This window comes from Streptomyces sp. NBC_01216 (assembly GCF_035994945.1).
In the GTDB taxonomy this organism is placed as follows: domain Bacteria; phylum Actinomycetota; class Actinomycetes; order Streptomycetales; family Streptomycetaceae; genus Streptomyces.
This window is the reverse complement of record NZ_CP108677.1, coordinates 906,276-932,268: the sequence shown is the minus strand read 5'-3', so window position 1 is coordinate 932,268 and position 25,993 is coordinate 906,276. Positions and strand designations below refer to the sequence as shown.

General features: G+C 72.4%; 25 protein-coding genes and 2 pseudogenes. 14 read left to right on the top strand and 13 right to left on the bottom strand.

The window, feature by feature from the left end:
- Nucleotides 1-43: 43 nt before the first annotated feature.
- A complete protein-coding gene (locus OG393_RS04070) occupies nucleotides 44-727 on the bottom strand; it encodes a TetR/AcrR family transcriptional regulator (protein WP_327373176.1) in 684 nt (227 codons plus the stop codon).
- Between the two features lie 415 nt (nucleotides 728-1,142).
- Between OG393_RS04070 and OG393_RS04065 the strand changes: the two genes are divergently transcribed.
- A complete protein-coding gene (locus OG393_RS04065) occupies nucleotides 1,143-1,400 on the top strand; it encodes a WhiB family transcriptional regulator (protein ID WP_327373175.1) in 258 nt (85 codons plus the stop codon).
- A gap of 115 nt (nucleotides 1,401-1,515) precedes the next feature.
- Here OG393_RS04065 and OG393_RS04060 read toward each other — a convergent pair whose 3' ends face one another.
- The 3 genes from OG393_RS04060 to OG393_RS04050 form a co-directional block, all read right to left on the bottom strand.
- On the bottom strand, nucleotides 1,516-2,490 hold the full coding sequence (locus OG393_RS04060; RefSeq protein WP_327373174.1) for an acyl-ACP desaturase: 975 nt from the start codon (nucleotides 2,488-2,490) through the stop codon (nucleotides 1,516-1,518).
- Nucleotides 2,491-2,838: 348 nt separating this feature from the next.
- The gene (locus OG393_RS04055; RefSeq protein WP_327373173.1) at nucleotides 2,839-4,482 is read right to left on the bottom strand and encodes an ABC-F family ATP-binding cassette domain-containing protein; all 1,644 of its coding nucleotides are present in this window, start codon (nucleotides 4,480-4,482) and stop codon (nucleotides 2,839-2,841) included.
- Nucleotides 4,483-4,741: 259 nt separating this feature from the next.
- Nucleotides 4,742-5,158, bottom strand: a complete 417-nt coding sequence (locus OG393_RS04050) for an SsgA family sporulation/cell division regulator (protein ID WP_327373172.1) — start codon at nucleotides 5,156-5,158, stop codon at nucleotides 4,742-4,744.
- Between the two features lie 264 nt (nucleotides 5,159-5,422).
- On the opposite strand from OG393_RS04050, the pseudogene OG393_RS04045 reads away from it, so the two are divergent.
- Nucleotides 5,423-6,503 (top strand): annotated as a pseudogene (locus tag OG393_RS04045) (WD40/YVTN/BNR-like repeat-containing protein).
- 57 nt (nucleotides 6,504-6,560) lie between these two features.
- Here the strand turns inward: OG393_RS04045 and OG393_RS04040 are convergent.
- From OG393_RS04040 to OG393_RS04030, 3 genes are all read right to left on the bottom strand, one after another.
- On the bottom strand, nucleotides 6,561-6,860 hold the full coding sequence (locus OG393_RS04040) for a YciI family protein (RefSeq protein WP_327373171.1): 300 nt from the start codon (nucleotides 6,858-6,860) through the stop codon (nucleotides 6,561-6,563).
- An 87-nt stretch (nucleotides 6,861-6,947) separates the two neighbouring features.
- On the bottom strand, nucleotides 6,948-7,226 hold the full coding sequence (locus OG393_RS04035) for a transposase family protein (RefSeq protein ID WP_327373170.1): 279 nt from the start codon (nucleotides 7,224-7,226) through the stop codon (nucleotides 6,948-6,950).
- Between the two features lie 111 nt (nucleotides 7,227-7,337).
- On the bottom strand, nucleotides 7,338-7,913 hold the full coding sequence (locus OG393_RS04030; RefSeq protein ID WP_327373169.1) for a TetR/AcrR family transcriptional regulator: 576 nt from the start codon (nucleotides 7,911-7,913) through the stop codon (nucleotides 7,338-7,340).
- A gap of 285 nt (nucleotides 7,914-8,198) precedes the next feature.
- On the opposite strand from OG393_RS04030, the gene OG393_RS04025 reads away from it, so the two are divergent.
- From OG393_RS04025 to OG393_RS04010, 4 genes are all read left to right on the top strand, one after another.
- Nucleotides 8,199-8,960, top strand: a complete 762-nt coding sequence (locus OG393_RS04025; protein WP_327373168.1) for an SDR family NAD(P)-dependent oxidoreductase — start codon at nucleotides 8,199-8,201, stop codon at nucleotides 8,958-8,960.
- 377 nt (nucleotides 8,961-9,337) lie between these two features.
- On the top strand, nucleotides 9,338-10,036 hold the full coding sequence (locus tag OG393_RS04020; protein WP_327373166.1) for an endonuclease V: 699 nt from the start codon (nucleotides 9,338-9,340) through the stop codon (nucleotides 10,034-10,036).
- Nucleotides 10,037-10,192: 156 nt separating this feature from the next.
- Nucleotides 10,193-10,333 (top strand): hypothetical protein, encoded by a 141-nt coding sequence (locus tag OG393_RS04015; protein WP_327373165.1) that lies wholly within the window; start codon nucleotides 10,193-10,195, stop codon nucleotides 10,331-10,333.
- A complete protein-coding gene (locus tag OG393_RS04010; protein ID WP_327373164.1) occupies nucleotides 10,330-10,713 on the top strand; it encodes a VOC family protein in 384 nt (127 codons plus the stop codon). Before OG393_RS04015 ends, OG393_RS04010 begins: the two co-directional genes overlap by 4 nt.
- 256 nt (nucleotides 10,714-10,969) lie before the next feature.
- Here the strand turns inward: OG393_RS04010 and OG393_RS04005 are convergent, their stop codons facing one another.
- A complete protein-coding gene (locus tag OG393_RS04005) occupies nucleotides 10,970-12,175 on the bottom strand; it encodes a saccharopine dehydrogenase family protein (protein ID WP_327373163.1) in 1,206 nt (401 codons plus the stop codon).
- A 179-nt stretch (nucleotides 12,176-12,354) separates the two neighbouring features.
- On the opposite strand from OG393_RS04005, the gene OG393_RS04000 reads away from it, so the two are divergent.
- The 4 genes from OG393_RS04000 to OG393_RS03985 are packed head-to-tail and all read left to right on the top strand — an operon-like array spanning nucleotide 12,355 to nucleotide 18,140.
- Nucleotides 12,355-13,515 (top strand): CaiB/BaiF CoA transferase family protein, encoded by a 1,161-nt coding sequence (locus OG393_RS04000; protein WP_327373162.1) that lies wholly within the window; start codon nucleotides 12,355-12,357, stop codon nucleotides 13,513-13,515.
- Nucleotides 13,512-14,654, top strand: coding sequence for an acyl-CoA dehydrogenase family protein (locus OG393_RS03995; protein ID WP_327373161.1), 1,143 nt, complete (start codon nucleotides 13,512-13,514; stop codon nucleotides 14,652-14,654). Before OG393_RS04000 ends, OG393_RS03995 begins: the two co-directional genes overlap by 4 nt.
- Nucleotides 14,655-14,709: 55 nt before the next feature.
- Complete coding sequence (locus OG393_RS03990) at nucleotides 14,710-15,927, top strand: acetyl-CoA C-acetyltransferase (RefSeq protein ID WP_327373160.1); 1,218 nt, start codon at nucleotides 14,710-14,712, stop codon at nucleotides 15,925-15,927.
- 38 nt (nucleotides 15,928-15,965) lie between these two features.
- Nucleotides 15,966-18,140 (top strand): 3-hydroxyacyl-CoA dehydrogenase NAD-binding domain-containing protein, encoded by a 2,175-nt coding sequence (locus OG393_RS03985; RefSeq protein ID WP_327373159.1) that lies wholly within the window; start codon nucleotides 15,966-15,968, stop codon nucleotides 18,138-18,140.
- Between the two features lie 97 nt (nucleotides 18,141-18,237).
- Here the strand turns inward: OG393_RS03985 and OG393_RS03980 are convergent, their stop codons facing one another.
- On the bottom strand, nucleotides 18,238-19,026 hold the full coding sequence (locus OG393_RS03980; protein ID WP_327373158.1) for a MerR family transcriptional regulator: 789 nt from the start codon (nucleotides 19,024-19,026) through the stop codon (nucleotides 18,238-18,240).
- A gap of 404 nt (nucleotides 19,027-19,430) precedes the next feature.
- Between OG393_RS03980 and OG393_RS03975 the strand changes: the two genes are divergently transcribed.
- The gene (locus OG393_RS03975; protein WP_327373157.1) at nucleotides 19,431-19,910 is read left to right on the top strand and encodes a hypothetical protein; all 480 of its coding nucleotides are present in this window, start codon (nucleotides 19,431-19,433) and stop codon (nucleotides 19,908-19,910) included.
- Nucleotides 19,911-19,925: 15 nt separating this feature from the next.
- Nucleotides 19,926-20,050 (top strand): annotated as a pseudogene (locus OG393_RS03970) (enoyl-[acyl-carrier-protein] reductase FabV); the annotation flags it as partial.
- Between the two features lie 44 nt (nucleotides 20,051-20,094).
- Here the strand turns inward: OG393_RS03970 and OG393_RS03965 are convergent.
- The 3 genes from OG393_RS03965 to sph form a co-directional block, all read right to left on the bottom strand.
- The gene (locus tag OG393_RS03965; protein ID WP_327373156.1) at nucleotides 20,095-20,487 is read right to left on the bottom strand and encodes a hypothetical protein; all 393 of its coding nucleotides are present in this window, start codon (nucleotides 20,485-20,487) and stop codon (nucleotides 20,095-20,097) included.
- A 272-nt stretch (nucleotides 20,488-20,759) separates the two neighbouring features.
- Entirely contained in the window at nucleotides 20,760-21,686 is a 927-nt protein-coding gene (locus OG393_RS03960) for a MurR/RpiR family transcriptional regulator (protein WP_327373155.1), read from the bottom strand.
- A gap of 205 nt (nucleotides 21,687-21,891) precedes the next feature.
- Nucleotides 21,892-22,929, bottom strand: coding sequence for a sphingomyelin phosphodiesterase (sph, locus tag OG393_RS03955; protein ID WP_327373154.1), 1,038 nt, complete (start codon nucleotides 22,927-22,929; stop codon nucleotides 21,892-21,894).
- Nucleotides 22,930-23,054: 125 nt separating this feature from the next.
- On the opposite strand from sph, the gene OG393_RS03950 reads away from it, so the two are divergent.
- Together OG393_RS03950 and OG393_RS03945 are read left to right on the top strand one after the other, a co-directional pair.
- A complete protein-coding gene (locus tag OG393_RS03950; protein WP_327373153.1) occupies nucleotides 23,055-23,543 on the top strand; it encodes a F0F1 ATP synthase subunit B family protein in 489 nt (162 codons plus the stop codon).
- A gap of 135 nt (nucleotides 23,544-23,678) precedes the next feature.
- Nucleotides 23,679-24,653 (top strand): oxygenase MpaB family protein, encoded by a 975-nt coding sequence (locus OG393_RS03945; RefSeq protein ID WP_442817254.1) that lies wholly within the window; start codon nucleotides 23,679-23,681, stop codon nucleotides 24,651-24,653.
- Here the strand turns inward: OG393_RS03945 and OG393_RS03940 are convergent.
- The gene (locus OG393_RS03940) at nucleotides 24,625-25,992 is read right to left on the bottom strand and encodes a GH1 family beta-glucosidase (RefSeq protein WP_327373151.1); all 1,368 of its coding nucleotides are present in this window, start codon (nucleotides 25,990-25,992) and stop codon (nucleotides 24,625-24,627) included. The genes OG393_RS03945 and OG393_RS03940 overlap by 29 nt on opposite strands.
- Nucleotide 25,993: the final 1 nt, after the last annotated feature.

The following is a 25,993-nucleotide window of genomic DNA, read 5'->3' as shown; positions in this document are numbered from 1 at the left end:
GGTGCCTTCCTCGGACCGGCCGCGGGAACCCGCCGGGCGCTCCTCAGGCGGGAGGCGCGGACGAGCGGTCCCCGGAGGCGTCGATCTCACCCAGGGCCTCACTCGCCGTCTCCGCCCGCAGGCGGCGGGCGATGCCCCCGGCCGCCCGTGTGTACGCGCCGTCCTCGCCGAGCAGGACGGACTGCGCGTTGGCCGCCTCCATCAGGGCGATGATCTCGAAGGCCAGCTGTGGTGCGTCGGCGTCCGGCAGCAGACCGCCCGCTCTCCGAGCCCCCTCCAGTTCGCCTTCCACATAGGCGGTCCAGTCCTGCCGGGCCCGGACGATCGCGTCGTGGACAGGGCCGCTGCGCGCGTCGAACTCGGCCGAGACCGCGTAGAAGAAGCATCCGCCCGCGAAGACCCGCCCGGCCGAGTAGTCCAGCCAGTTCCGGCACAGTGCCCAGACCCGCCCGGGGCCGGCGGGCAGGTCCCCGAGCGGGGCGACCACCCGGTCGGCGAAGACCGCGGCGGCGGCCCGGACGGTCGCGAGCTGCAACTCCTCCTTCGAGCCGAACAGCGCGAACACCCCGCTCTTGCTCAGCTCGAGCTCGTTCGCGATCCGCCCCAGGGACAGGCCCTCCAGCCCTTCGATCGAGGCGATGTCCATCGTGCGGCCGAGCACCAGCCGCCGTGTCTGGTTGCCGCGCTCGACGCGCCCGTCCGGCTTGGTCCCGCTGCTCCCGCTCATACCCCGCATCCTACTGAACGCACGGTCGTGCGGGCAGAGCTCAGGCGGGCCCCCGCACCCCGGAGCGGCGCCGGTCGCGGCCATGCGCAGGGAGCACCGTCGCGTTCCCGACGCGAAGGACCGAAGGCGCGGCGGAGCGCGTCGTGGCTCCGCGCCTGGCCTGTTTCATGCGGTCGGTGGGTCCCGGGGCGGGCGCGGACCGATCGCCGCCGGCCGGTCGGTCCGGTCGGCCGCCCGGCCCCACATACGGGGTCCGTCCCCGACGGGAGGAGTGAGGTGTCCGCGTGGGACGGTCCGTTCCGGCCCCGTCACGTTCATGCCGGCCGATGCCGACGACCCGCGACAGCCTCGTTCGGCGCGCCGCATTGATCAAACGTTGATGGCTCGTTTAGGCCCCATGGGCACCGTGGGTGTCATGCAGACCGACACCACCGTACTGACCGCACCGGAGCCCGACATGTCCTGGCAGGAGAACGCGCTGTGCGCCCAGGCCGGTCCTGAGTTCTTCTTCCCGGCGCCCGGCTCCTCCACCCGTGAGGCGAAGCAGCTCTGCGGGGCCTGCGAGGGGCGCGTGGCGTGTCTGGAGTACGCGCTGGCGCACGACGAGCGCTTCGGCGTCTGGGGCGGGCTCTCGGAGAAGGAGCGGGTCCGCCTCAAGCGGCGTCAGGGCTGAGAGCCCGGTCGGAGGCCGCCTCGCAGGCTCTGGGCCGACGAGGTCCGCGTCCGGCCCCGCCTTACCCGGCTCGCCGCGGCGAGCCGGGCACGGGGCGGCGCGGCGAACCGCTCGCTCAGCCCGCGGCGCGCGCCTCCATACGGGCCTTGCGGGCCGCGAGCTTCGCGTCGAACTTGCTCGCCTCGCTGTCCAGGCCGTCCATGTACAGTCCCAGCTCCTCCTGCGCCTTCAGACCCTCCGGGCCGAGGCCTTCGATCTGGAGGACCTTGAGGAAGCGGAGCACGGGCTGGAGGACGTCGTCATGGTGGATGCGCATGTTGTAGATCTCGCCGATCGCCATCTGCGCCGCCGCCCGCTCGAAGCCGGGCATGCCGTGTCCGGGCATCCGGAAGTTCACGACGACGTCCCGCACGGCCTGCATCGTCAGGTCGGGCGCGAGCTCGAACGCGGCGCCCAGCAGGTTGCGGTAGAAGACCATGTGCAGGTTCTCGTCGGTGGCGATGCGCGCCAGCATCCGGTCGCAGACCGGGTCGCCCGACTGGTGGCCGGTGTTCCGGTGCGAGATGCGGGTCGCGAGCTCCTGGAAGGAGACGTACGCGACGGAGTGGAGCATCGAGTGCCGGTTGTCGGACTCGAAGCCCTCGCTCATGTGCGCCATCCGGAACTGTTCCAGCTTGTCCGGGTCGACCGCCCGGGAGGCCAGCAGGTAGTCGCGCATCACGATGCCGTGCCGGCCCTCCTCCGCGGTCCAGCGGTGTACCCAGGTGCCCCAGGCGCCGTCACGGCCGAAGAGGCTGGCGATCTCGTGGTGGTAGCTGGGCAGGTTGTCCTCGGTCAGCAGGTTCACGACCAGGGCGATCTTGCCGATGTCGGTGACCTTCGACTGGGACGGGTCCCATGCCTCGCCGTCTTCGAAGTAGCCGGGGAAGTTGCGGCCGTCCGACCAGGGAACGTACTCGTGCGGCATCCAGTCCTTGGTGACCTTGAGGTGCCGGTTCAGCTCCTTCTCCACCACCTCTTCCAGCGCGTACAGGAGCCGCGCGTCGGTCCACCCGGTCGGGCTGCCGAGGTGGGGAGAGGTGAGTGTCACGGGGACTCCTGGGGGCGGAGAAGGGGAAGCGGAATTACCTACGCACTCGTAGGTTACGAAACCGTAGGTTAAAGGCCGCGTGAGGGCTGGGCCAAGCCCGTCTCCGCGATGTCCGCTTACATTGCGTTATGTGTGCAGCTCGGGAGGGTCGGCGCGGCGATTTGTCCCGCCCTGAAGCCCTCCGCATGGCGACCCCCCGCCAGTGATCGCGCGAAGCGGCACTGTCACCGGAACCGTGAATGCCGAGCCGGAACGCCCCGGGTCCGGAGGGGAACCGCCCGCGGCGTTCCCGGCGGCCGGGCCACGGCGCCGCCGCGGCCCGGCCGCCGTCCCCGGCACGCCCGCGGCTCAGCGTGGTACGGGCAGGCCCTGCCGCACCGCCGCCGCCGTCGTCGGCCCCAGTTCGCCGTCGAGCAGCAGCCACCGGGTGATCCCCAGGGACTCCAGGAACGGCACGTCGTGACTGGCCACGATCAGCGCTCCCTCGTACGCCTCCAGCGCCGCCGTCAGCTTCCGGACGCTCGCCATGTCCAGGTTGTTCGTCGGCTCGTCCAGCAACAGCAGTCGCGGTGCCGGATCGGCCAACAGCAGGGCGGCCAGCGTCGCGCGGAAGCGCTCGCCGCCCGACAGGGTCCCGGCCGGCCGGTCCGCCCGCGCTCCCCGGAAGAGGAACCGCGCGAGCCGCGCCCGCACCTCGTTGACCGTCGCGCCGGGCGCGAAGCGGGCGACGTTCTCCACGACGCTCAGCTCCTCGTCGAGCAGGTCGAGCCGCTGGGGCAGGAAACGCAACGGGACCTTGGCCACCACCTCGCCCGCCAGCGGTTCCAGTTCCCCCGCGATGGTCCGCAGCAGCGTCGTCTTACCGGCTCCGTTCCGCCCGACCAGCGCGATCCGTTCCGGTCCGCGCAGCTCCCATTCTCCCTTCACCCGCGCCCCGTAAGACAGTTCCAGGTCACGCAGGCCGAGGACCTCGCGCCCCGGGTGGACGACGGTGCGTGGCAGCTCGACACGGATCTCGTCGTCGTCCCGCACCGCCTCCACCGCCGCGTCCAGCCGCTCCCGCGCCGCGTCGAGCCGCTCGGCGTGCAGGGTACGGTGCTTGCCCGCCGACACCTGGGCCTCGGCCTTGCGGCCGTTGGCGACGATCTTCGGTACCACCTTGTTCTGAGCGCTCTTCTGCGCGTATCGCTTGCGCCGCGCCAACTTCATCTGCGCGTCGGACAGTTCGCGCTTCTGACGCTGGACGTCGGCCTCGGCCACCCGCACCATGCGCTGTGCCGCGTCCTGTTCGGCTTCGAGTGCCGCCTCGTACGCGGAGTACGCGCCGCCGTACCAGGTGACCTCGCCGTCGTGCAGATCGGCGATCTGGTCGACGCGCTCCAGGAGTTCACGGTCGTGGCTGACCACGACCAGTACCCCGGCCCACGCGTCCACCGCCTCGTACAGCCGGTGGCGTGCCCGCAGATCGAGGTTGTTGGTCGGCTCGTCGAGCAGCAGGACGTCCGGCCGCGCGAGCAGCAGCGCGGCGAGCCGCAGCAGGACGGATTCGCCGCCGGACACCTCGCCGACGGTGCGGTCGAGACCGATCTGACCGAGGCCGAGCTGGTCGAGCGTGGCCAGGGCCCGTTCCTCCACGTCCCAGTCGTCGCCGACCGTCGCGAAGTGCGCGTCGGCCGGATCACCGGACTCGATGGCGTGCAGCGCGGCCCGGACGCGGGCGATGCCGAGGGCCTCGTCGACCCGCAGCGCGGTGTCCAGGACCACGTTCTGCGGGAGATGGCCGACCTCGCCGACCGTGCGGACCGTGCCGGCGGTGGGTGGCAGCTCCCCGGCGATCAGTTTCAGGAGGGTCGACTTCCCGGAGCCGTTGAGACCGATGAGCCCGGTGCGGCCGGGGCCGACGGTGAGCCGGAAGTCGTCCAGGACGGGCGTGCCGTCCGGCCAGGAGAAGGAAAGGGACGAGCAGGTGATGAACGTGGGTCGGACTGCCACGAGGGCCTCCCTGTTGCAAGAGCGTGGGCTGGGGCAACGGGTGAGACACCGAGGGCGCGGGCAGGCGGTGGAAAGCTCGTACGCCGAGGTCGAAGACGGCACACGCGGCACACAGGGCACGCGCGGCACGGTGTCTCGAACCTCAGACGAGCAACGGCCTTCTCCGATCGGGCGACAACAGGGCCAGGTCAGGACGGTACGCAGGGCCCGACGGGCGCCGCAATCGAATTAGCGGCCGGACCGCCGCCGACGGGCTCCGTCAGGTGTAGCCGTCGAGGAGCTGTGCCAGGTCCTGGTCCCAGTCCAGGTAGTGGTGCTCCCGGCCGCTCGGCACCAGATGCTGCGCACGCTCCAGGAAGCGGCGCAGCTCCTCGGTACGGATGTGCACGACGGCCACGCCTTCGGTGGCGTGGAACTCGACCACGGTGCGGTCGTACCCGTAGGGGCGCACCCGTACGTCCCCCTCGCCGGCCGGTCCTTCCACACCCTGGACCAGCAGTTCGCGGGAGAAGGCCCACGCCACCTCGACATCCACCAGCGTCGCCCGGGGCGGGAAGATCATGCTCACCGCGTAGGGGTCGCCGCGGTCGTACCGCAGCATGGCGGGGACGGTCTCCATCCTCGGTGCGGAGGCGACCAGTCGCGCCTGGACTGCCTGTTCTATGACGGTGGGCAAGGGCCAGCTCCTGTCGCGCGGCTTCGGATTCCTGTCGTCTTCCCTGACAACGAGGAAGACGAACGATCGAAGCGGAACGTGCACTCCGGTGGCACGTGAGCTGTGTCACCGGCCTCGCGGTCTCGCGCCTGCGCCCGGGTCCGCCCATCGACAAGGTGCCCGACGCGGGCCGCGACGCGGGAACGGCGCGCCCCCGCCACCCCGCACGTGTGGCGGGGGAGGCACCCTGGACGGGATGTTCGCGGTCGGCTAGCTTCCGGCGCCATGACGCCTATGGGCAAGACGAGACGAACGATGTCGGTGGGGCTGACCGGGGCGGCACTCGCCCTGGCCACGCCTCTCCCCGCGCAGGCCGGGGAGACCCACGGCCGCGGCCGGCTGGCAGCTCACCACGACGAGCACGGACGCGCGTTTCCGCGGCCTCGCGGCGGTCGACCGGGCGACGGCCTGGGCCGCGGGCTCGAAGGGGACGGTGCTGCGCACCACCGACGCGGGGCGCACGTGGCGCGACGTCTCACCACCGGGAGCGGAGGCGCTGGAGTTCCGCGACGTCGAGGCGTTCGACGCCCGGCGCGCGGTGGTCCTGGCGATCGGAGAGGGGGAGGCGTCGCGGGTGCTGCGGACCGAGGACGGCGGAGCCACCTGGACGGAGTCCTTCCGCAACACCGACCCGCGCGCCTTCTACGACTGCATGACCTTCTTCGACCGTCGGCACGGCCTCGCCATGAGCGACCCCGTCGAGGGGAAGTTCCGCGTCCTGGCCACGCGCGATGGCGGACGGTCCTGGCGGGTGCTGCCCGACCGCGGGATGCCGGCCGCGCAGCCCGGCGAGGCGGGCTTCGCCGCGAGCGGCCAGTGCCTGGTCTCCTCCGGGCCCGCGGACGTCTGGCTGGCGACCGGCGGCGGGGCCGCCGCCCGGGTCCTGCACTCCGCCGACCGCGGGCTGACCTGGAGGGCGGTGGAGTCGACGATCCCGGCGGGCGAACCGGCCCGGGGCGTCTTCGCGCTCGCCTTCCGCGACCGCGGGCACGGCCTCGCGGTCGGCGGCGACTACCGGGCGGACCAGCCCTCACCCCGGGCGGCGGCGGTCACCGGTGACGCCGGGCGCAGCTGGCGGCCGGCCGCCGCGCCACCGCCCGCCTACCGCTCCGGTGTCGCCTGGCTCCCGCGCGGACGTTCGGCCGCGCTCGCCGTCGGGCCCACCGGCACGGACCTGACGACCGACGGCGGCCACACCTGGCGCACGGTCGACGACGGCTCGTACGACACCGTCGACTGCACCCGCGACGGCGCCTGCTGGGCCTCCGGAGAGCGGGGGCGGATCGCCCGGTGGGGGCGTCGCTGAGGTCGCTTCCGGCCGGATTTCCCGGCCCTTCCGCCGCCGCGCACCCTTCGCGGCCGGCTACGCGGGCAACTGCTCCCGGTAGGAGTCGAGTTCGGGCGCCGTCTTGGTGGCGTAGAACTCCGTGATCCGGTAGGCGCACACCCCCTCGGTGGAGAAGGGGTCGGCCGCGGCGATCCGCTCGATCGCCTCGCGGTCGACCCCGGCGGCGATGATCACCCCGCCATCGCGGGGATTCTTGCGACCGGATGCGAGGAACACCCCGGCGGCGTACTGAGCGTCGAGCCATTCGACGTGCGCGTCCAGCAGGGCGTCGACGCGCTCGACGGGCGCGGTGTAGGTCAATTCCAGTACGAACATGATCGCCAGGCTACCTGGGCGGCGCGGGCGCCCCCGGGAGCCGTCCCGGGCCCGCGACGGGCGCCGCCGGAAGTCCCTCGGGGGCCATCATGCTGTGGGTGCGACGGAGGATTCGAGGTTCGTCAGGACGAGCCGAGCTCGCAGGAGCCGGGTGGCGCGGGCGGGGTCGGTGCGGAGTTCGGTGAGGATCCGCCAGGTCTTGAGGCGGGCGATGCCGTGTTCGACCGGTGCGCGTCCGACGGCGAGGACGCGGTTGGCCTCCTTCTGTCCCGAGGTCGGTTCGTGGGTTCGGCCGGCCGCGCAGCCGGTGCCGACGTGCCGGAGTCGACCAAGGGCGCCCCCGCGCCCGGAAACTGCTTGCCTCACCGGGGATCGGCCACGGGCGTCCGAGGACGTAGTCCTGCTCCTCCGCCCTGTTCGACCGGGTCGGCGAGTGGGCCCTCGCGGAGGCGGTGAGGTCGTGGGTGCTTCCGCCCGTCAGCGCCGGTCGGTGCTCAGGCCGTCCAGGGTGAGGTCGAGGAGGCGTTCGGCCTGCTCTCGCTGTTCCGGCTTCCCCGAGGTGAGGGCGATGCCGGTGAGGGCGGCGAACATGTCGGTGGCGCTGATGTCGGAGCGGATGGTGCCGGCTTCGATGCCGGCGTCCAGGAGCGAGGTGAGGGCGGCCATCATCATCTCGTGGCTCTGGGCGTAGGGGTTGGCACCGGTTTCGACGAGGGCGCGCAGGGCGTCGGCCATGCCGAGTTTGGCGGTCGCGTAGTCGATGAAGCGGCCCGTCCAGGCGCGTAGGGCCTCGCGCGGGGCCAGCGCGGCGAGCAGGTCGGGGGCGGCGTCGCACAGCCGGACCAGCTCGTTGCGGTAGGCGGCCTCGATGAGGATCTCCCGGGTGGGGAAGTTGCGGTAGAGCGTGCCGGAGCCGACGCCGGCCTCCTTGGCGATGCGCTCCAGGTGCGCTTCCAGTCCCTCTTCGGCGAAGACGCGCACCGCGGCCGAGAGGATCTTGTCCCGGTTGCGCTGCGCGTCGGCCCGTAGCGGGCGCCCTGTCTCTCTGGCCATCCGCGGTCTCCTGTAGTCCCGGCTTGCTAACCGGCGACGCCTCCACTTACAGTGAGGGAACTGGAGGCGCCTCCAGTTCCACTCTAGGGCATACGCGCCCGCATCCGCCGCACACGAGCGGATGCGGGCCTCCGTTCCGCATTTCCGACGTAGCGCGGCCACGGTCCCGGGAACCACGGGTAGGTCACCAGCCCCCGGCCCCGTCACGCCCTGGGTTTTCACATTCCGCACGACTCCCGCTGCGAACGCGGCGCATGGCAATCCACTCATTCAGAGGAGAAGAAGATGAGTCTCTCGCTCGCAGGAAAAGTCGCCGTCGTCACGGGCGGCGCGTCCGGGGTCGGCCTGGGCATCGCCCAGGAGTTTGTTGCCAACGGCGCCCGCGTGGTCATCATCGACCTGCACCAGGAGGCGCTCGACGAGGCGGTCGCGGCGATCGGGCCGAACTGCTCGGGGATCGTGGCCGACGTCACCAGGCTCGTGGACATGGAGGCCGCCTACCGACAGGTGAAGGAGTGTCACGGGCGACTCGACGCGGTCGTGGCCAACGCCGGGATCGGCGCGCACGCCCCGCTCGGCGCCATCACCGAGGAGCAGTTCGACCGGACCTTCAACGTCAATGCCAAGGGTGTCCTCTTCACCGTTCAGCCCGCGCTCGCACTGCTGCCGCCCGGCGGCACCGTCGTCATCATCGGCTCCACGGCGTCCATCCAGCCGCCGCGCGGGATGAGCCTGTACGGCGGCTCGAAGGCCGCGGTACGCAACTTCATCCGGGCCTGGATCCAGGACACCAAGGGATCGGGCGTCCGAATGAACATCCTCAGCCCCGGCGCGGTCGACACCGACTCCCTGCGCAGCGCACTGGCGATGGCTCAGGGAGCCGACCGCGTCGACGCCGCCGTCGAGGCCATGGGAGTGGGCAACCCGACCGGACGGATCGCCGACCCGAGCGAGATGGGGAAGGCCGCGGTCTTCCTCTCCAGCGACGCCTCCAGCTTCATCACCGGCGTCGAACTCTTCGCGGACGGCGGCATGGCACAGGTGTGAGCCACCCTGTCCAGCGGTCCGGCCCACCCGGCCGGACCGCCCCCGCCTGGCGCATCGCGGCGATGTGCCGGCACCCCCGAGGGCGCCCTGGAGAACGCCTGCGGCCTCTACCTCGCCATGCCCCGGATCTGACCGACTGTCAGGCGCGGCAGCGGCTCCCGAGTCAACCCCGAAGGGGCTTCGACCGCCGACCGCTGAGAGCCTGTCGGGTGACCTTCGATCGACCGGCGGGCGCGGTCTGGTGTGTGCGATTCCAAGGCTTCGGGATGCCGCTGTAGCGGAGTACCGGGGCATGTCGGCAGCGCCGGCAGCGTGCGTGCCCTGCCGTGACCGCCCGGTCAGAGGCCACCCGACAGGCTCTTAGACTGGCCGGCACCATGAGCATCATCGACACTCCGGAGGGCTGGCCGGCCGACGAGTCCGCCGCCCGGCGCCTTCAGCGGGAACTGAGCGCGCGGCTCGTACTCGACGAGCAGGGCCCCGAACCGGGCACCGGACACGTCACGGGCCTCGACGTGGCCTACGACGACGAGCGGGACCTCGTCGCGGCGGCGGCCGTGGTGCTGGACGCGGCGACCCTCGACGTGGTCGAGGAGGCCACAGCCGTCGGCCGGGTCTCCTTCCCGTACGTACCCGGGCTGCTCGCCTTCCGTGAGATCCCGACCGTGCGCGCCGCGCTCGACACCCTGCGCCACGATCCCGGCCTCCTTGTCTGCGACGGCCACGGGCTGGCCCACCCCCGCCGTTTCGGACTCGCCTGTCACCTCGGCGTCCTCACCGGGCTGCCGTCCATCGGCGTCGCGAAGAACGCCTTCACGGCCGGCTACGCACCCCCCGGGCCCGGCCGCGGCGACTCCACTCCGCTGCTCGCCGACGGCGAGGAGGTCGGACGGGCTCTGCGCACCCAGCGGGACGTGAAACCCGTCTTCGTCTCCGTGGGGCACCGGGTGTCCCTGGAGCGGGCGTGCGCGCACACCCTGCTCCTCGCGCCCCGCTATCGGATACCCGAGACCACCCGGCGTGCCGACGCGCTGTGTCGCCGCGCCCTCGAGGAGGCGCTCGGCGCCGCGCCGTGAGCCGGCCCGCCCCTGCCACCCGCCCGTGCCCGTCTCGCCGGCCGTCGGGCGCGAGGGCGGCGTCCGCGCGTGCTCAGGGCGCGGACCACCACCCGGGTGCCGAGGTGAGTACGAGTACGGATGTCCCGCGGCGATCAAGGTCGGCACAGTGGGCGCATGACAACCCCCGATCCCACCCCGCCGCGACCGGTCGAGCGCGGCACGACCACGATGCCCTTCCTCACGGGCCCCCGCACCCCGGAAGGGCTCCCTGTCGTACGCCTCACCGTCGTCGCCCGGATGGTGGCCACATCGTGATCGGCACCCTGCAGTGTGTCGTCCTCGACTGCCCCGACGCGACGGAACTGGCCCGCTTCTACCAGCGGTTGCTGGGCGGCGAGATCAACCGACCGGACTCCCGGTGGGCGCTCGGCGAGGGCTGGGCCACGCTCCACGACGCCGCGGGCGCGCCGGTGCTCGCCTTCCAGGGCGTCGCCGACCACCGCCCTCCGGTCTGGGGAGCGCCCGAGCAGCAGTTCCATCTGGACGTGCAGGTCGCCGATCTGGAGGCCGCGCACCACGCGGTGCTCGCGCTCGGGGCCTGGCAGCTCGACGACGGGGGCCAGGACCGCCTGTGGCGCACCTACGCGGACCCGGCCGGTCATCCCTTCTGCCTGGTGCGCCACGCGGCACACTGAGCGCTTGTCGGATGACCTCCGACCGGGCGGTCGAAAGTCATCCGACGGGCTCTGAGCGCCTGTCGGATGGCCTTCGATCGGCAGGCGGGCACGGTCTGGTGCGTGCGATTCCAAGGCTTCGGGATGCCGCTGTAGCGGAGTACCAGGGCATCGGCAACGCCGGCAGCGTGCGTGCCAGGGCGTGACCGCCCGGCCAGAGGCCACCCGACGGGCTCTGAGACGGGTCTCACCGGAAAGGCTCCGGCCCGGAGCCGTGTCAGCGTGCGTCGGCCACCCGGAAGCGGATGCCGGCCGCCCGTAGCCGGCCGAGCAGCGCGTCGCCCATGGCGACCGCGGTGGTGACCTGGCCGGCCGTCTTCGGCAGCGGATCGAAGGCGAGGCAGAGCGCCGACTCCGCCAGCATCTTGGCCGTCTCGTCATACCCCGGGTCGCCACCCGAGACCTCGGTGAACACCCGGCGTCCGCCGCCCTCGCCGACGAAGCGCACCGAGAACCAGCTTCGCGCGCGCCGTGCGGCGCTCGGTCCCTGACCCGGTTCGTATCGGTCCATCATCCAGCGCCGCAGCGGCGGCAGTTGCGCCGCCACCAGGCTCGTACCGACGAGGGCGGCACCACCGAGCGCCATCGGGAGGGTCTTGACCGAGGCGTAGTGCCGGTAGCGGAAGTCCGGGCCGTACCGCTCCAGCGCGGCCGCGGACCGGGCCACCACCTGCGGGTCGAGGGTGGGCAGGGGCAGCGCCCAGGTGCCCGTCTGCGGGCTGAACCGCGGCCCCGCGAACGGAGCGTCGGCGCGGCGTCCGACCAACCGCGGTTCGTACAGGCGCCGTTCGCGGGCGGCCCGAAGCACCTCCCGGCCACGTCCCATCGCGGTCAGGGCGGAGGCGAAGGTACCGCCCGAGAACACGGCGCCGGCCCGCACGAAGCCGTCGATCCGCAGTGGTACGTCCTCCGGCAGCTGCCGGACGGTGAAGTACACCCCCAGGTCGTGCGGGACCGAGTCGAAGCCGCAGGCGTGCACCAGCCGGGCCCCCGTCTCCCGGGCCCGGCCGTCATGCCGCACGTACATCCGGTCGATGAACTCGGTCTCGCCGGTCAGGTCCGCGTAGTCCGTGCCCGCCTCCGCGCACGCCGCCAGCAGGACCTCGCCGTACCAGACGTACGGGCCGACCGTCGTCGCCACGACCCGGGCGGACTCGGCGAGCTCGCGCATCGCCTCCCGGTCGGCGGAGTCGGCGACCACCAGCGGCAGATCCGCGCAGTGCGGCCGGCGGGCCGCCAGCCGTTCGCGCAAGGCCTCGAGTTTCGCGCGACTGCGCCCCGCGAGCGCCCAGCGGCACCCGTCCGGCGCGTGCGCGGCGAGGTACTCCGCGGTCAGCTCGCCCACGAACCCCGTCGCACCGAAGAGCACCAGGTCGTACGGCCGCTGCGCGCCGTCCCGTACCGTGCCGGCCCCTGTCTCCATCCAGCCCCTCCCCTCCGCTCGCGCCGCCATCCGGGCGCTCGTCGTCGGCGGAGCCTAGCGGAACGCGCCGGAAGCACAATTTCCAAGCGCTTGCTCGGCCCGGGGTCTTGTGCGGAGTGGAACACGTTCCTAGCATCACCGGTGTTACATCATTGGTGTCACACAGTGCTGGGGGCTTCATGGCAGAGACGCGGAACGCCCGGAACGGCCCGCTCTCCGGGGTGCGCGTGGTCGAGCTGGCCGGTATCGGTCCCGGTCCTTTCGCCGCCATGCTCCTCGCCGACCTCGGCGCCGACGTCGTGCGGGTCGACCGCCCCGGAGGCCCGGGGCTCGGCATCGACCCCGCCTTCGACCTCACCAACCGCAACAAGCGCTCGGTGGTCGTCGACCTCAAGGCCGCGGACGGACCCGCCACCGTGCTCGAGCTGGCCGAGCGGGCCGACATCCTCATCGAGGGATACCGGCCCGGCGTGGCCGAACGTCTCGGAGTCGGAGCCGACGCCTGCCACGCCCGCAACCCGCGACTGGTCTACGGCCGGATGACCGGCTGGGGCCAGGACGGGCCGCTGGCGGCCACCGCGGGACACGACATCGCGTACATCGCCGTCACCGGGACGCTCTCCCTCATCGGCCCCGACCCCGACGGTCCGCCCACCGTGCCCGCCAACCTCGTCGGCGACTACGCGGGCGGCTCCCTCTACCTCGTGGTCGGAGTCCTGGCCGCGCTCCGGCACGCCCGCGAACACGGCGAGGGCCAGGTCGTCGACGCGGCGATCGTGGACGGCGCCGCCCATCTGGCCACGATGATCCACGGCATGCTGGCGGCCGGCGGCTGGCAGGACCGCCGGGGCGTCAACCTGCTCGACGGCGGCTGTCCCTTCTACGGGACCTACGAGACCTCCGACGGCCGGCACATGGCCGTCGGCGCCCTGGAGCAGCCGTTCTACGACGAGTTCGTGCGCCTGCTCGGCATCGAGGACACCGTCCCCCCGCGAGGGGACGCCGGCCGCTGGGACGAGCTGCGGGCCGTCGTCGCGGAGCGTTTCCGCACCCGCACCGGCGAGGAGTGGACCGAGGTGTTCGCCGGGACCGACGCCTGCGTGGCGCCGGTCCTCTCGCCGCGCGAGGCGCCGGCCCATCCGCACCTCGCCGCCCGCGGCACCTTCGTCGAGCACGGCGGCCTCACCCAGCCCGCGCCCGCGCCCCGCTTCTCCGCCACCCCCGCGACCGTCCGCGGCGGCCCGGCCCTGCCCGGCGCCGACACCGCCGACGTGGCCCGTGACTGGGCCGTCCCCGCCCTGACCACCCGCACCGAGGCACCGCAGGAGCCGCAGGCATGAAGCGTCAGCTCTACACCGCAGACCACGAGGCGTTCCGCGAGACCGTCCGGACGTTCCTCGCCAAGGAGGTCCTGCCGCACTACGCGCAGTGGGAGAAGGACGGCATCGTCGCCCGCGACGCGTGGCGCGCCGCCGGACGCCAGGGACTGCTGGGACTGGCCGTCGACGAGGAGTACGGCGGTGGCGGGAACGCCGACTTCCGCTACAGCGCCGTCCTCGCCGAGGAGTTCACCCGGGCCGGCGCCCCCGGTATCGCGCTCGGACTGCACAACGACATCATCGGCCCGTACCTCACCTCGCTGGCCACCGAGGAACAGCGGCGGCGCTGGCTGCCCGGCTTCTGCTCGGGCGAGCTGATCACCGCCATCGCGATGACCGAGCCGGGCGCCGGCTCGGACCTCCAGGGCATCCGGACGAGCGCCGAGGACCGGGGCGACCACTGGGTCCTCAACGGCTCCAAGACCTTCATCTCCAACGGCATCCTCGCCGACCTGGTGATCGTCGTCGCGAGGACGACACCCGAGGGTGGGGCGCACGGACTGTCACTCCTCGTGGTGGAGCGCGGCATGGAGGGCTTCGAGCGCGGCCGGAACCTCGACAAGATCGGACAGAAGTCCCAGGACACCGCCGAGCTGTTCTTCCACGACGTCCGCGTACCCAAGGAGAACCTGCTCGGCGAGCTCCACGGCGCCTTCGTCCACCTGATGACCAACCTCGCCCAGGAACGGATGGCCATCGCCGTGGCCGGCATCGCCGCCGCGGAGCACCTGCTGGAGATCACCACCCGCCACGTCAAGGAGCGCGAGGCATTCGGCCGTCCGCTGGCCAAGCTCCAGCACATCCGCTTCGAGATCGCGGAGATGGCCACCGAGTGCGCCGTCACCCGTGCCTTCCTCGACCGGTGCATCGCCGACCACGCGGACGGACGGCTCGACGCGGTGCACGCCTCGATGGCCAAGTGGTGGGCTACCGAACTCCAGAAGCGGGTCGCCGACCGCTGCCTGCAGCTGCACGGCGGATACGGCTACATGGCCGAGTTCCCGGTGGCGCGCGCCTTCACCGACGGCCGTATCCAGACCATCTACGGCGGCACGACCGAGATCATGAAGGAGATCATCGGCCGTTCCCTGCTCGGCTGAGACCCGCCCGGCCACCCACCCGCACGCACCTCCCGTTCCTCCCGAAAGGCTTCCCGTGAGCACCGAAGCGTACGTGTACGACGCGATCCGCACCCCGCGCGGGCGCGGCAAGGCCAACGGCGCCCTGCACGGCACCAAGCCCATCGACCTGGTCGTCGGCCTGATCGACGAGATCCGGCGCCGCTTCCCCACCCTCGACCCGGCCGCCGTCGACGACATCGTCCTCGGCGTCGTCGGCCCGGTCGGCGACCAGGGCTCCGACATCGCCCGGATCGCCGCCATCGCCGCCGGGCTGCCCGACACCGTCGCCGGCGTACAGGAGAACCGGTTCTGTGCCTCCGGGCTGGAAGCCGTCAACATGGCCGCCATGAAGGTCCGCTCCGGCTGGGAGGATCTCGTCCTCGCGGGCGGTGTCGAGTCCATGTCACGGGTCCCGATGGCTTCGGACGGCGGCGCCTGGTTCGCCGACCCGATGACCAACTACGAGACCGGGTTCGTCCCCCAGGGCATCGGCGCGGACCTCATCGCCACCATCGAGGGCTTCACCCGCCGCGATGTCGACGAGTACGCCGCGCTCTCCCAGGAGCGGGCCGCCGCCGCCTGGAAGGACGGCCGCTTCGACCGCTCCGTCGTCCCGGTCACCGACCGGCGCAGCGGCCTGCTCGTCCTCGACCACGACGAGCACATGCGGCCGGGCACCACCGCGGACTCGCTCGCCTCCCTCAAGCCCTCCTTCGCCGCGATCGGCGACCTGGGCGGCTTCGACGCGGTCGCGCTCCAGAAGTACCACTGGGTGGAGAGGATCGACCACGTCCACCACGCCGGCAACTCCTCCGGCATCGTCGACGGCGCCTCGCTCGTCGCCATCGGCTCCCGGGAGGTCGGCGCCCGCTACGGACTCGCCCCCCGCGCCCGCATCGTGGCCGCGGCCGTCTCCGGCTCCGAGCCGACCATCATGCTCACCGGCCCGGCGCCCGCGACCCGCAAGGCCCTGGCCAAGGCCGGGCTCACGATGGACGACATCGACCTGGTCGAGATCAACGAGGCGTTCGCCGGCGTCGTGCTCCGCTTCGTCAGGGACATGGACATCAGCCTGGAGAAGGTCAACGTCAACGGCGGCGCGATCGCCCTGGGCCACCCGCTCGGCGCCACCGGAGCGATGATCCTCGGCACCCTGATCGACGAGCTGGAGCGCCAGGACAAGCGCTACGGCCTGGCCACGCTGTGTGTCGGCGGCGGCATGGGCATCGCCACGATCGTCGAACGCGTCTGACCGTCCCTCCCTCCCTTCCCTTCTTCGGAGACATCGCCATGACCGAGAGCACCACCATCCGCTGGGAGCAGGACGAGACCGGCATCGTCACCCTCGTCCTCGACGACCCCACCCAGTCCGCGAACACGATGAACCAGGCGTTCAGGGAGTCCATCGCGGCGGTCGCCGAGCGCGTCGTGGCCGAGCGGGACTCCATCCGCGGCATCATCTACACCTCCGCCAAGAAGACCTTCTTCGCGGGCGGCGACCTCAAGGACATGATGAGGGTCGGGCCCGAGCAGGCCCAGCAGGTCTTCGACACCGGCACGGCCATCAAGGCATCGTTGCGGGCCATCGAGACGATCGGCAAGCCGGTCGTCGCCGCCGTCAACGGCGCGGCGCTCGGCGGCGGATACGAGATCGCCCTGGCCTCCCACCACCGCGTCGCCCTCGACGCGCCGGGCTCCCGGATCGGCCTGCCCGAGGTCACCCTCGGTCTGCTTCCGGCGGGCGGCGGCGTCACCCGCACCGTACGGCTCATGGGCATCGCCGACGCGCTGCTGAAGGTCCTCCTCCAGGGCAACCGGTACTCGCCGCGGCGGGCGCTCGAGAACGGCCTGGTCCACGAAGTGGCCGCCACGCCCGAGGAGTTGATGGCCAAGGCGCGCGCGTTCATCGACGCCCACCCCGAGTCGCGGCAGCCCTGGGACGTCAAGGGCTACAAGATCCCCGGTGGTACCCCCGCCAACCCACGGTTCGCGGCCGACCTCCCGGCCTTCCCCGCCAACCTGAGGAAGCAGCTGAACGGAGCCCCCTACCCCGCGCCGCGCAACATTCTGGCGTGCGCCGTCGAGGGCGCACAGGTCGACTTCGAGACCGCGCTGACCATCGAGGCCCGCTACTTCACCGAGCTGGTCACCGGCCAGACCGCGAAGAACATGATCCAGGCGTTCTTCTTCGACCTCCAGGCCGTCAACTCCGGCGCCAACCGGCCCCGGGGTGTCGAACCCCGGCCGGTCCGCAAGGTCGCCGTGCTCGGCGCGGGCATGATGGGCGCGGGCATCGCCTACTCCTGCGCCCGCGCGGGCATCGAGGTCGTTCTCAAGGACGTCTCGGCGGAGGCCGCCGCGCGCGGCAAGGAGTACGCGGAGAAACTGCTCGCCAAGGCTCTCGCCCGAGGTCGCACCACCGAGGCCCGGCGCGACGCGCTGCTCGCCCGGATCACGCCGACCGCCGATCCGGCCGACCTGGCCGGCTGCGACGCGGTCATCGAGGCCGTCTTCGAGGACACCGGCCTCAAGCACAAGGTGTTCCAGGAGATCCAGGACGTCGTCGAGCCGGACGCGCTGCTCTGCTCCAACACCTCGACGCTGCCCATCACGGTCCTCGCCGAAGGGGTCTCCCGGCCCGTGGACTTCATCGGCCTGCACTTCTTCTCGCCCGTCGACAAGATGCCGCTGGTCGAGATCATCAAGGGGGAGCGGACCGGTCCCGAGGCGCTCGCCCGCGCCTTCGACCTCGTGCGGCAGATCGACAAGACGCCGATCGTGGTCAACGACTCACGCGGCTTCTTCACCTCCCGCGTGATCGGCCAGTTCATCAACGAGGGCGTCGCGATGGTCGGCGAGGGCGCCGACCCGGCCTCCGTCGAGCAGGCGGCGGCCCAGGCCGGCTACCCGGCCAAGGTGCTGTCGCTGATGGACGAGCTGACGCTCACACTGCCCCGCAAGATCCGCGACGAGACCCGGCGCGCGGTCGAGGAGTCGGGCGGCACCTGGACCGGGCACCCCTCGGACGCGGTGATCGACCGCATGGTCGACGAGTTCGGCCGGCCCGGCCGCAGCGGTGGCGGCGGCTTCTACGAGTACGGCGAGGACGGCAAGCGGGTGGGCCTCTGGCCGGGCCTGCGCGCACACTTCACGCGTGCCGACGTGACGATCCCCTTCCGGGACATGAAGGAGCGGATGCTCTTCTCCGAGGCGCTGGACTCCGTGCGCTGCCTGGAGGAGAACGTCCTCACCTCGGTCGCCGACGCCAACATCGGCTCCGTCATGGGCATCGGCTTCCCTGCCTGGACCGGCGGCGTGCTGCAGTACATCAACGGGTACGAGGGCGGCCTGCCCGGCTTCGTGGCGCGGGCGCGCGAACTGGCCGAGCGGTACGGCGACCGCTTCGCTCCGCCGGCCCTGCTGGTCGCGAAGGCCGAGCGCGGCGAGGTCTTCCGCGACGCCTGACACCTGACGCACGGCGCCGGACGTCCCGCCGGCCCGCGTCGTCGCGTCGCACCGCCTCCCGGCCCTCCGGCCGGACGGTGCGACGGGGCACGCGGCGCTACCCGCCGCGCACCGCTCGGCCGGTGCTCCCGGTGGGGCGGGCCTCGGTGGGTGTCCCGGCGCCGAACGCCGCCCGCAGCTCCTCCCGGAGGGACCGCTGGAACGCGGTCACCAGGGACTGCACGACCATCGGCTGCATGTGCGCCGACAGGGACCGCATCGCCGCCACGTGATCGGCGTCGGCCTCCCGCTCCCGGTAGGGGTTCCACACCTCCTCCCGGAACAGCCGCGACAGTTCCTGAGCCGCCGCGCGGGCGTGCTCCAGGAGGACCGTGCGGGAGGCGAGGATCGTCTCGTGCGGGATGGGCACGTCGAGCAGCTCCACGCCCAGCCGCAACAGCGTGCCGTCGAGCCGGAAGACCTCCGGGTCGGGGCCCCGGTCCAGCACGCCCATCGCCGCGAGACGGTCCACGTCCTCGTCGGTCAGGGCACGTCCGGCCCGCCGCTCCAGCTCGCGGCGGGTGGTCTCCTCGGCCGACTCGGGAGCCCAGGAGGCGACCAGCGCCCGGTGGATGGCCAGATCCTGGGCGCTCAGGTCGGGCGGCAGCTGTCCCAGGTACCGTTCGATCGCGGCCAGGGTCATGCCCTGGTGCTGGAGCTCCTCGATCAGGGCCAGGCGCGAGAGGTGTTCGGAGCCGTAGTGGCCGACCCTGCGGGGGCCGATCACGGGCGGTGGCAGCAGCCCCCGGGTCCCGTAGAAGCGGACCGTGCGCACGGTGACGCCCGCACGGGCGGCCAGTTCGTCGACGGTGAACGTCGGTGGCTGCTCCTCGGTCTCGGTGGCCATCTGAGATGCCTCGCTTCCCGTGCGTCGCCCGTCGGTGCAACAGTATTGCTGTCTCACCGGCGTTGTAAAAGGTCCGGGTGCTGTCGGTGGCGGGCCGGAGGGGTGACGGGCATGACGGACGCCGCCGTGCACATGTCGAGGATCGGCCGCGGTCCGACCGGGGGGACGGGGCAGCGGGTCGAACACCTGGTCACCGCCCGCCTGGTGGCGCGCGGGAGACCGGTCACGGTGCACGACCGCGCGGGTCGGGCACCGTCCGGGGGCCTGCCCGGGTCTCGCGGCGCCCGCCCGCTCCGAGGCCGCTTCGCTCTCAGAGCCTGGGACCGCCCCGGCGTACCGACTGGCGTGTACCTGTCGCTAGAGTCACTTGCCTGTTCGAATCGGGGGGACGGGGAGGGGAAGGCATGTACACGGAACTCAGAGAGACGGCCACCGAGCTGGCCGGCCTGCTGTGGCGTGAGCACACGGTGTACCGCGAGCGCGGCGGGGGTGTGGTGATTCGGGGCGAGCACGTGGGCCGCTGGCTCAGTCTGGCGCCGACCGGGGGGAAGGACCAGGCCCGGGTGCGGGCCGGACGCCTGCTCGACGGCGGGACCACGGCGCCCGCCCGCTCCGAGGCCGTGGTGGACCTCACCGTCGGGACGAGTGAACTGGCCGCGGTCTGCCGTCGCCTCCTCGCGGACGTCACCGCCGCCGATACCGGCCCGGCCGCGGGCGCCGGCGGCCCGGCCCGGGAACGGCGCACGGCCCGTCGGCCGAAGCCCGCGCGCACCCGGCCGCCCCGCCGTGGCAGGCACACCGGCATCGGCTCATGGCTGGTCCTGCTCTGTGTGGCGGGTGCCGTCGGGCTGTGGGTCTACGCCCGTTTCGGCGGCGCGCTCTGACACTCCGCCGGCGTCGAGCGGCTCGGCAGGACGGTACGCGGACGGGCCCTGAACTGCGTCAACGGCGCCGCCGTCACCCAGTCGTCCACCGCCGTCCCGGCATCGCCTCGCGCACGGGCCTGCTGTGCGGTGTCCTCGGGACGACCGCCGGGCGGCGTCGCCCCGGGCGGGCGTGTCAGGAGCGTCAGACCCGTGCCCGCCGCCGCGCCCCGTCACCGCTGGTGAGCAGCGCATCCTTGACGAGACGTACCCCTCGCGCGAGCCGGTTCAGCTGCTCCAGCTCGGCGGCGTACATCCTGATCGTGCACTCGATCGTCGGGTCGGACACGCCGAGTGGCGGCAGCTCGGCCCGGCAGGTCTGCATCGCCACCCGTACCGCGCGGATCTCGTGCTCGATCTGGAGCTGGGTGTGTCGGGCCAGCAGCACCGGATGGCGCGTGAGCGTGCTGTACCCGCTGTACCGGGTCGGCAGCAGCTCGCGGAGCCAGCGGACGGCCGTGCTCTCCCAGTTGTGACTGACCGGGGTCATGACCGAGTACGGCCAGTCGGCGCTGACCTGAGTGCGGTGGTGGGACATCGTTGTCGCCTTCGGAGGGGGCCTGTTCACAGGGGTGCGGCGGCCCCGGCCCAGGGGTTGACCGGAGCCGCCGCGGAGGGGACCCGCGCGAGCGCGGAGTGCCCCGGGGGAACAGTCGGGGTCGCGAGGAGGAGGGGGCGACCCGTCGGTTTTCTGTTCGAGTCCTCGGGGGTACTGGTAGTAAATATATATACCGTCGAGTAAGCAAGGGCATGAAAAAATTCATTCGTCCGCGGGGCGAAAAAAGACCGGTACCGCGGCGCGGGACCGGCTCAGTCCTCCAGGAAGAAGTCGTACAGCTCCGAGGCGTGCTCGTACTTCTCCAGGCGGGCCTGGGTGCGTTCCGGATCGGCGTCCGCCATGGCCTGGAGGATCGCCGCCGAGAGCACCCCCGGGGCCGCGTAGGAGTCGAACACGAGGCGTGATCCCGTTCCGGCGGTGAATGCCTCGTCGGCCTCGTGGGTCAGCGGCCCGAGGTCCAGGTCCGTGATCAGCGCGACTCTCAGCCCGGTGCTCCGGGCGGCGCGCACGGCGGCCAGGGTCTCGTTCGCGTGGCGGGGCATCGCGAAGGCCAGGACCCAGGTGCCGCCCGCCTCGCGCGACTGCAGCAGGGCGTCGTAGGCGACGCTCCCGCCACGTGTCACCACCCGGACGTCGGGGTGGATGCGCCGGGCCGCGTAGGCGAAGTGTTCGGCCAGCCCCACGGAGATGCGCAGGCCCAGCACGGTGAGCGGGACGGAGTGGGCCAGCTCGCGGCCGATGCCGAGGATCCGGTCGGCGTCCGCGAGGGTGCGGCGCAGGGACGCCAGGTTGCGGATCTCCGCGTCGACCGCCTCCTGGAGCTCGTTCGGGCGCTGTTCCTCGCGCCCCTCGCGCGCTCCGCCGATGGCGCTGAGTGCGATCGGCTGGAGTGCCTCCCGGAGGGCCGGGTACCCGCTGAAGCCGAGCGAGGACGCGAAGCGCGTCACGGACGGCTGGCTCACCCCGACGCGTTCCGCGAGTTCGGTGATCGACAGAAAGGCGGCCTCCGTGAGGTGGTCGATGAGGAACTGGGCGATGCGCCGCTGCCCGGGTGAGAGGCGGTGCCCGCCGAAGAGGGCGCGTACCCGCTCCACGGGGGTCGCCTCTTCTGTCTCTCCGGAGCGTCTGCCGGGGGTGATCGCCGCCGCCTGGGCGCGCGCCTGCTGGTCTGATGGCACGGAGTGTCTCCCTTCGTCCCCACTGTCGCCCAAGATAGTTCACTCGCGGTCGCCGCAGGATGCGGTCGTTGGGCGGGAGCGGGAGCGGGAGCGGGAGCGGGGGCGGGAGCGGCGGTGCGCGCGGCGCCTGGGGCCGCGCGGGAGTGCGCCGCCGGTGCCTCCGTGTGAACGGCGTCACGGGAGGCACCGGCGGGCGCGGTCCGGGTCAGCCGGCCGGGTAGGCCGTCACGGGGTAGTGGTCCGACAGGTTCGTGTAGGTGTACCTGGTGCCCCAGCTGGAGACCGTCCAGGGCGCGCTCTGCTCGAGGACCACCTTGTTCGTCCAGCCCGTCGGGCGGACGTGTCCGGCTCGGTGCAGGACGTAGTCCAGGTCCTCGCGCGGGTCGTCCGGGTAGCGGTCCGAGGCGATCGAGTTGAGCGCGGTGTCGAAGGAGTACGGGTGTCCGGTGCGGGCGTCCGCGCCGACCAGGCCCGCGTCGGCGAGCATCGTGTCGTACTCCGGGGTCCGGGAGTCGACGTTGAAGTCGCCGGCGACCAGGACCTGCTCGCCCGCCGGTATCCGCTTGGCGTCCAGGAAGGCGTCCATGGCCTTGAACTGCCGGCTGCGCGTCTGCGCCGCCTGGCCCGACGAGCAGCCGGGGTCGGTGGACTGGGCGTGGGTGCCGACCACGTGGACGCGGGTGCCGTTCACGTCGAGCACCGTGTAGACGAAGCCCTTGTTGGAGTACCAGTCGGCCCCGCAGGCGTCCTTGTAGACGTACTGCTCTTTGCGGACGATCGGCCACTTGCTGAGGATCGTCACCCCGCCGTCCTCAGGGGTGAGCGCCGAGTAGGAGCCGCCCGTGGCGTCCCAGCCGCTCTTGCTGCGGCCCATGACCGGCGTCTGGTACGGGTACTCGGCCGTTGCCGCGGCCTTCAGCGCGTCCGAGGAGGAGTTGTCGAATGCCTCCTGGAGCACGACGACGTCGTTGTCCCGGAAGAACGAGGTGGCCGGGATCGCCTTGGCCCGGTGGTCCTGTCCCCAGTTCGGGTAGAGGGTCTTGCTGAAGAGGAAGGTGTTGTACGTGAGCACCTTCAGTTCCGGGGTCCCGGCGGCCGGGGCGGCGGAGGCGGCGGTCGCGGTCGCGGTCAGGGTGGCGGCGGCGAGCGCCAGGGAAAGGGTGACGCCGTGGATCCGGCGGAGCGCGGCAGACTGCACTGGAACTCCCAAGTGAGGGTGGGGGGTTGGACCGGCGCCGCACATCAAAGCAGCCGTAGTTACCTTTCGGTAGCCATCAGGTGCCGGGAATCTTGCCCGCCCCGCAAGAACGTGCCAACTATCGAGCAGGTGCGCGAATTGTCGGAATCGGGACCAGGTATCATGCGCGCATGACCCTCGCGCAGAATTCGACGATCTTCGACATGGACCTCGGTCCCCTCAACCCCGTGACGGCCGAGCTCATCCTCGGCCTCGTGGTGTTCGGCCTGACCTTCCTCATCCTGGCCAAGGGAATCCTGCCGAAGATCAACCGCACCCTCGCCGAGCGCGAGGACGCCATCGCCGGCGGCACCGAGCGCGCCGACGACCTGCGGGCCGAGGCCACGCAGATCCGTGAGCAGTACGAGGCCGAGCTCGCCGAGGCCCGCCACGAGGCCGCCCGCATCCGCTCCCGTGCCACCGAGGAGGGTGCCGCGGCCATCGCCGCCGCTCGCGCCGAGGGCATCCGCGAGCGCGAGGCCATCCTGGCCGAGGGAGCCGAGCGCATCGCCGCCGAGCGCGCCGCCGCCGAGCGCGACCTCAACGCCGACGTCGACGCCTGGGCCCACGCCCTGGCCGGCCGCATCGTCGGCGAGCCGGTCGGCGCCGGCCGCGGCTGACACCCACCGCGAGGACGGGGCCGTGTCCCGGGCAGCCGCCCGGGACACGGCCCCGAGCCATGACCGGACCTTGCCCGAGGCCCACGGCCGGAGCAGGCTGAGGGCATCAGGACACACGAGGACCTGCGAGGACGCATGAGGTCGCGAGGCGACGAGAACCGACGAGAGGCCGAGGGGCGGTCGGCGGCCGGCGTGGGTCCGGAGGGCCGGGAAGAACGCGGTGAAGGCGCCCGCGTGCCCCGCCCCGACGACGACCCAGCGCCACCCCCGCCCGGCGGTGTGCTCTGGACCGTCGCCGGCGACGTCCGCGGCCTGCTCATGCTGCCCGCCGCGCTCGCTCTGCAGGTCGCCCACCCCGCGGTCGGTGCCGGTGTCGACGAGCACTCCGTCTTCCGCACCGACCCGTGGGGCCGCGGGGAACGGTCACTGCGCTCGGCCCTGCTGTGGGTGTACGGCGGCGAGGCCGCCGCCGAGGAAGGGCGCAGGCTGCGCCGGCTCCACAAGACGATCCGCGGCACCGACACCCGAGGCCGCCCCTACCACGCCCTCACCCCCGCGAACTACGCCTGGGTCCACGCCACCGGCTACCCCGTGTACCACCACGGCCTGCGCTATCTCTTCCGCCCGCTGACCGAGGCGCAGGACCGGCGGCTCTACGCCGAGTGGCTCCAGGTCGGCAGGATCCTCGGCATCCACGACCGGGACATGCCGCAGACGGTCGAGGAGTTCTGGCCCTACTACCGCGCGATGCTCCAGGACGGGCTGGAGCCCACGGCCGTCCTGCGGGAGCTGGTCGCCACCGACCGGCCCGTGCCGCCCCCCGACCGCGGTCCGCTACCACTGCGCCTGCTGCTCACCGCGCTCTGGCCCCTGCTCCTGCCGCCGCTGGCCCGTTTCCGCCGCTTCGTCACCGTCGGCCTGATACCCCCGGACGCCCGCGAGGCGCTCGGCCTGGCGTGGACCGGCACCCAGGAGCGCCGGCTGCGCCGGTTCACCCGGGTCGTACGGGCCGTGGTTCCCGTACTCCCCGAGCGGTGGCGCTACCTCCCGGCGGCCCGGACGGCGCGCCGGGAGGCACGGCTCAGCGTGGGAGCCCGCCGCGCGCGATGACCTCCGCGTACCAGTGCGCGCTGTCCTTGGGCGTACGGCGCTGGCTCGCGAAGTCCACGTGGACGATGCCGAAGCGCTTGCCGTAGCCGTAGGCCCACTCGAAGTTGTCGAGCAGGGACCACAGGAAGTAGCCGCGTACGTCCGCGCCGTCGTCGATCGCTCGGCGCACGGCCGCGAGGTGCGCGTCCAGGTAGGCGACGCGCTCCGGGTCGTGGACCGCGCCCTCCGGGTCGGCGTAGTCGTCGTACGCGGCGCCGTTCTCGGTGATCAGCAGGGGCACTCCGGGCAACTCGTCGCGGAGCCGGAGCAGCAGTTCGTGCAGACCGCTCGCGTCCACCGGCCAGTCCATCGCCGTCCGCGGCCCCGGCGCGGGCAGGAACCGCACGTGGTCCGCCGCGCCCGGCCAGGCGGAGGGTGACTCCGAACGGCCGGCGGCCACGAGGGCGGGGGAGTAGTAGTTGACCCCGAGCGAGTCGATCGGGGCGGAGATCGCCGTCAGGTCGCCGTCCCGCACGAAGGACCAGTCGGTGAGGTGTGCGGTGTCCGCCACCAGGTCGGCGGGCAGCCGCCCGTGGAAGACCGGATCGAGGAAGATCCGGTTGCCCACGGCGTCGATCCTGCGGGCCGCGTCCACGTCCTGCGGCGTGTCGGTCAGGGGCCGGGCCACATGCAGGTTGAGGGTCAGCGAGACCTCCACGGTGGTCGGCAGCGCGTCCCGCAGCGCCCGGACGGCCAGCCCGTGCGCCAGGTTGAGGTGGTGCGCGGCACGCAGCGCGGCCTGGTCGTCGGCGCGCCCGGGGGCGTGGACACCCGAGCCGTACCCGAGGAAGGCCGCGCACCAGGGTTCGTTGAGCGTCGTCCAGGTACCGATCCGGTCGCCGAGCGCCTCGGCGGCGAGACCCGCGTACTCGGCGAACCGTTCGGCGGTCGCCCGCTCCGGCCAGCCGCCCGCGTCCTCCAGCTCCTGCGGGAGATCCCAGTGGTACAGCGTGGCGACCGGGCGGATGCCCGCCTCCAGCAGTTCGTCGGCGAGGCAGCGGTAGAAGTCCAGCCCCTTCTGCCCGGCCGGTCCGCGCCCCGTCGGCTGGACACGGGGCCAGGCCAGGGAGAAACGGTAGTCGGTGAGCCCGACGGACTTCATCAGGGCCACGTCCTCGCGCACCCGGTGGTAGTGGTCGGCGGCGATGTCCCCGGTGTCGCCGTTGCGCACCTTGCCCGGCGTACGGCTGAAGGTGTCCCAGATCGACGGGGTGCGGCCGTCCTCGGCCGCCGCGCCCTCGATCTGGTACGCGGCGGTGGCCGAGCCCCAGCGGAATCCGGCAGGGAAGAGAGCGTTCATC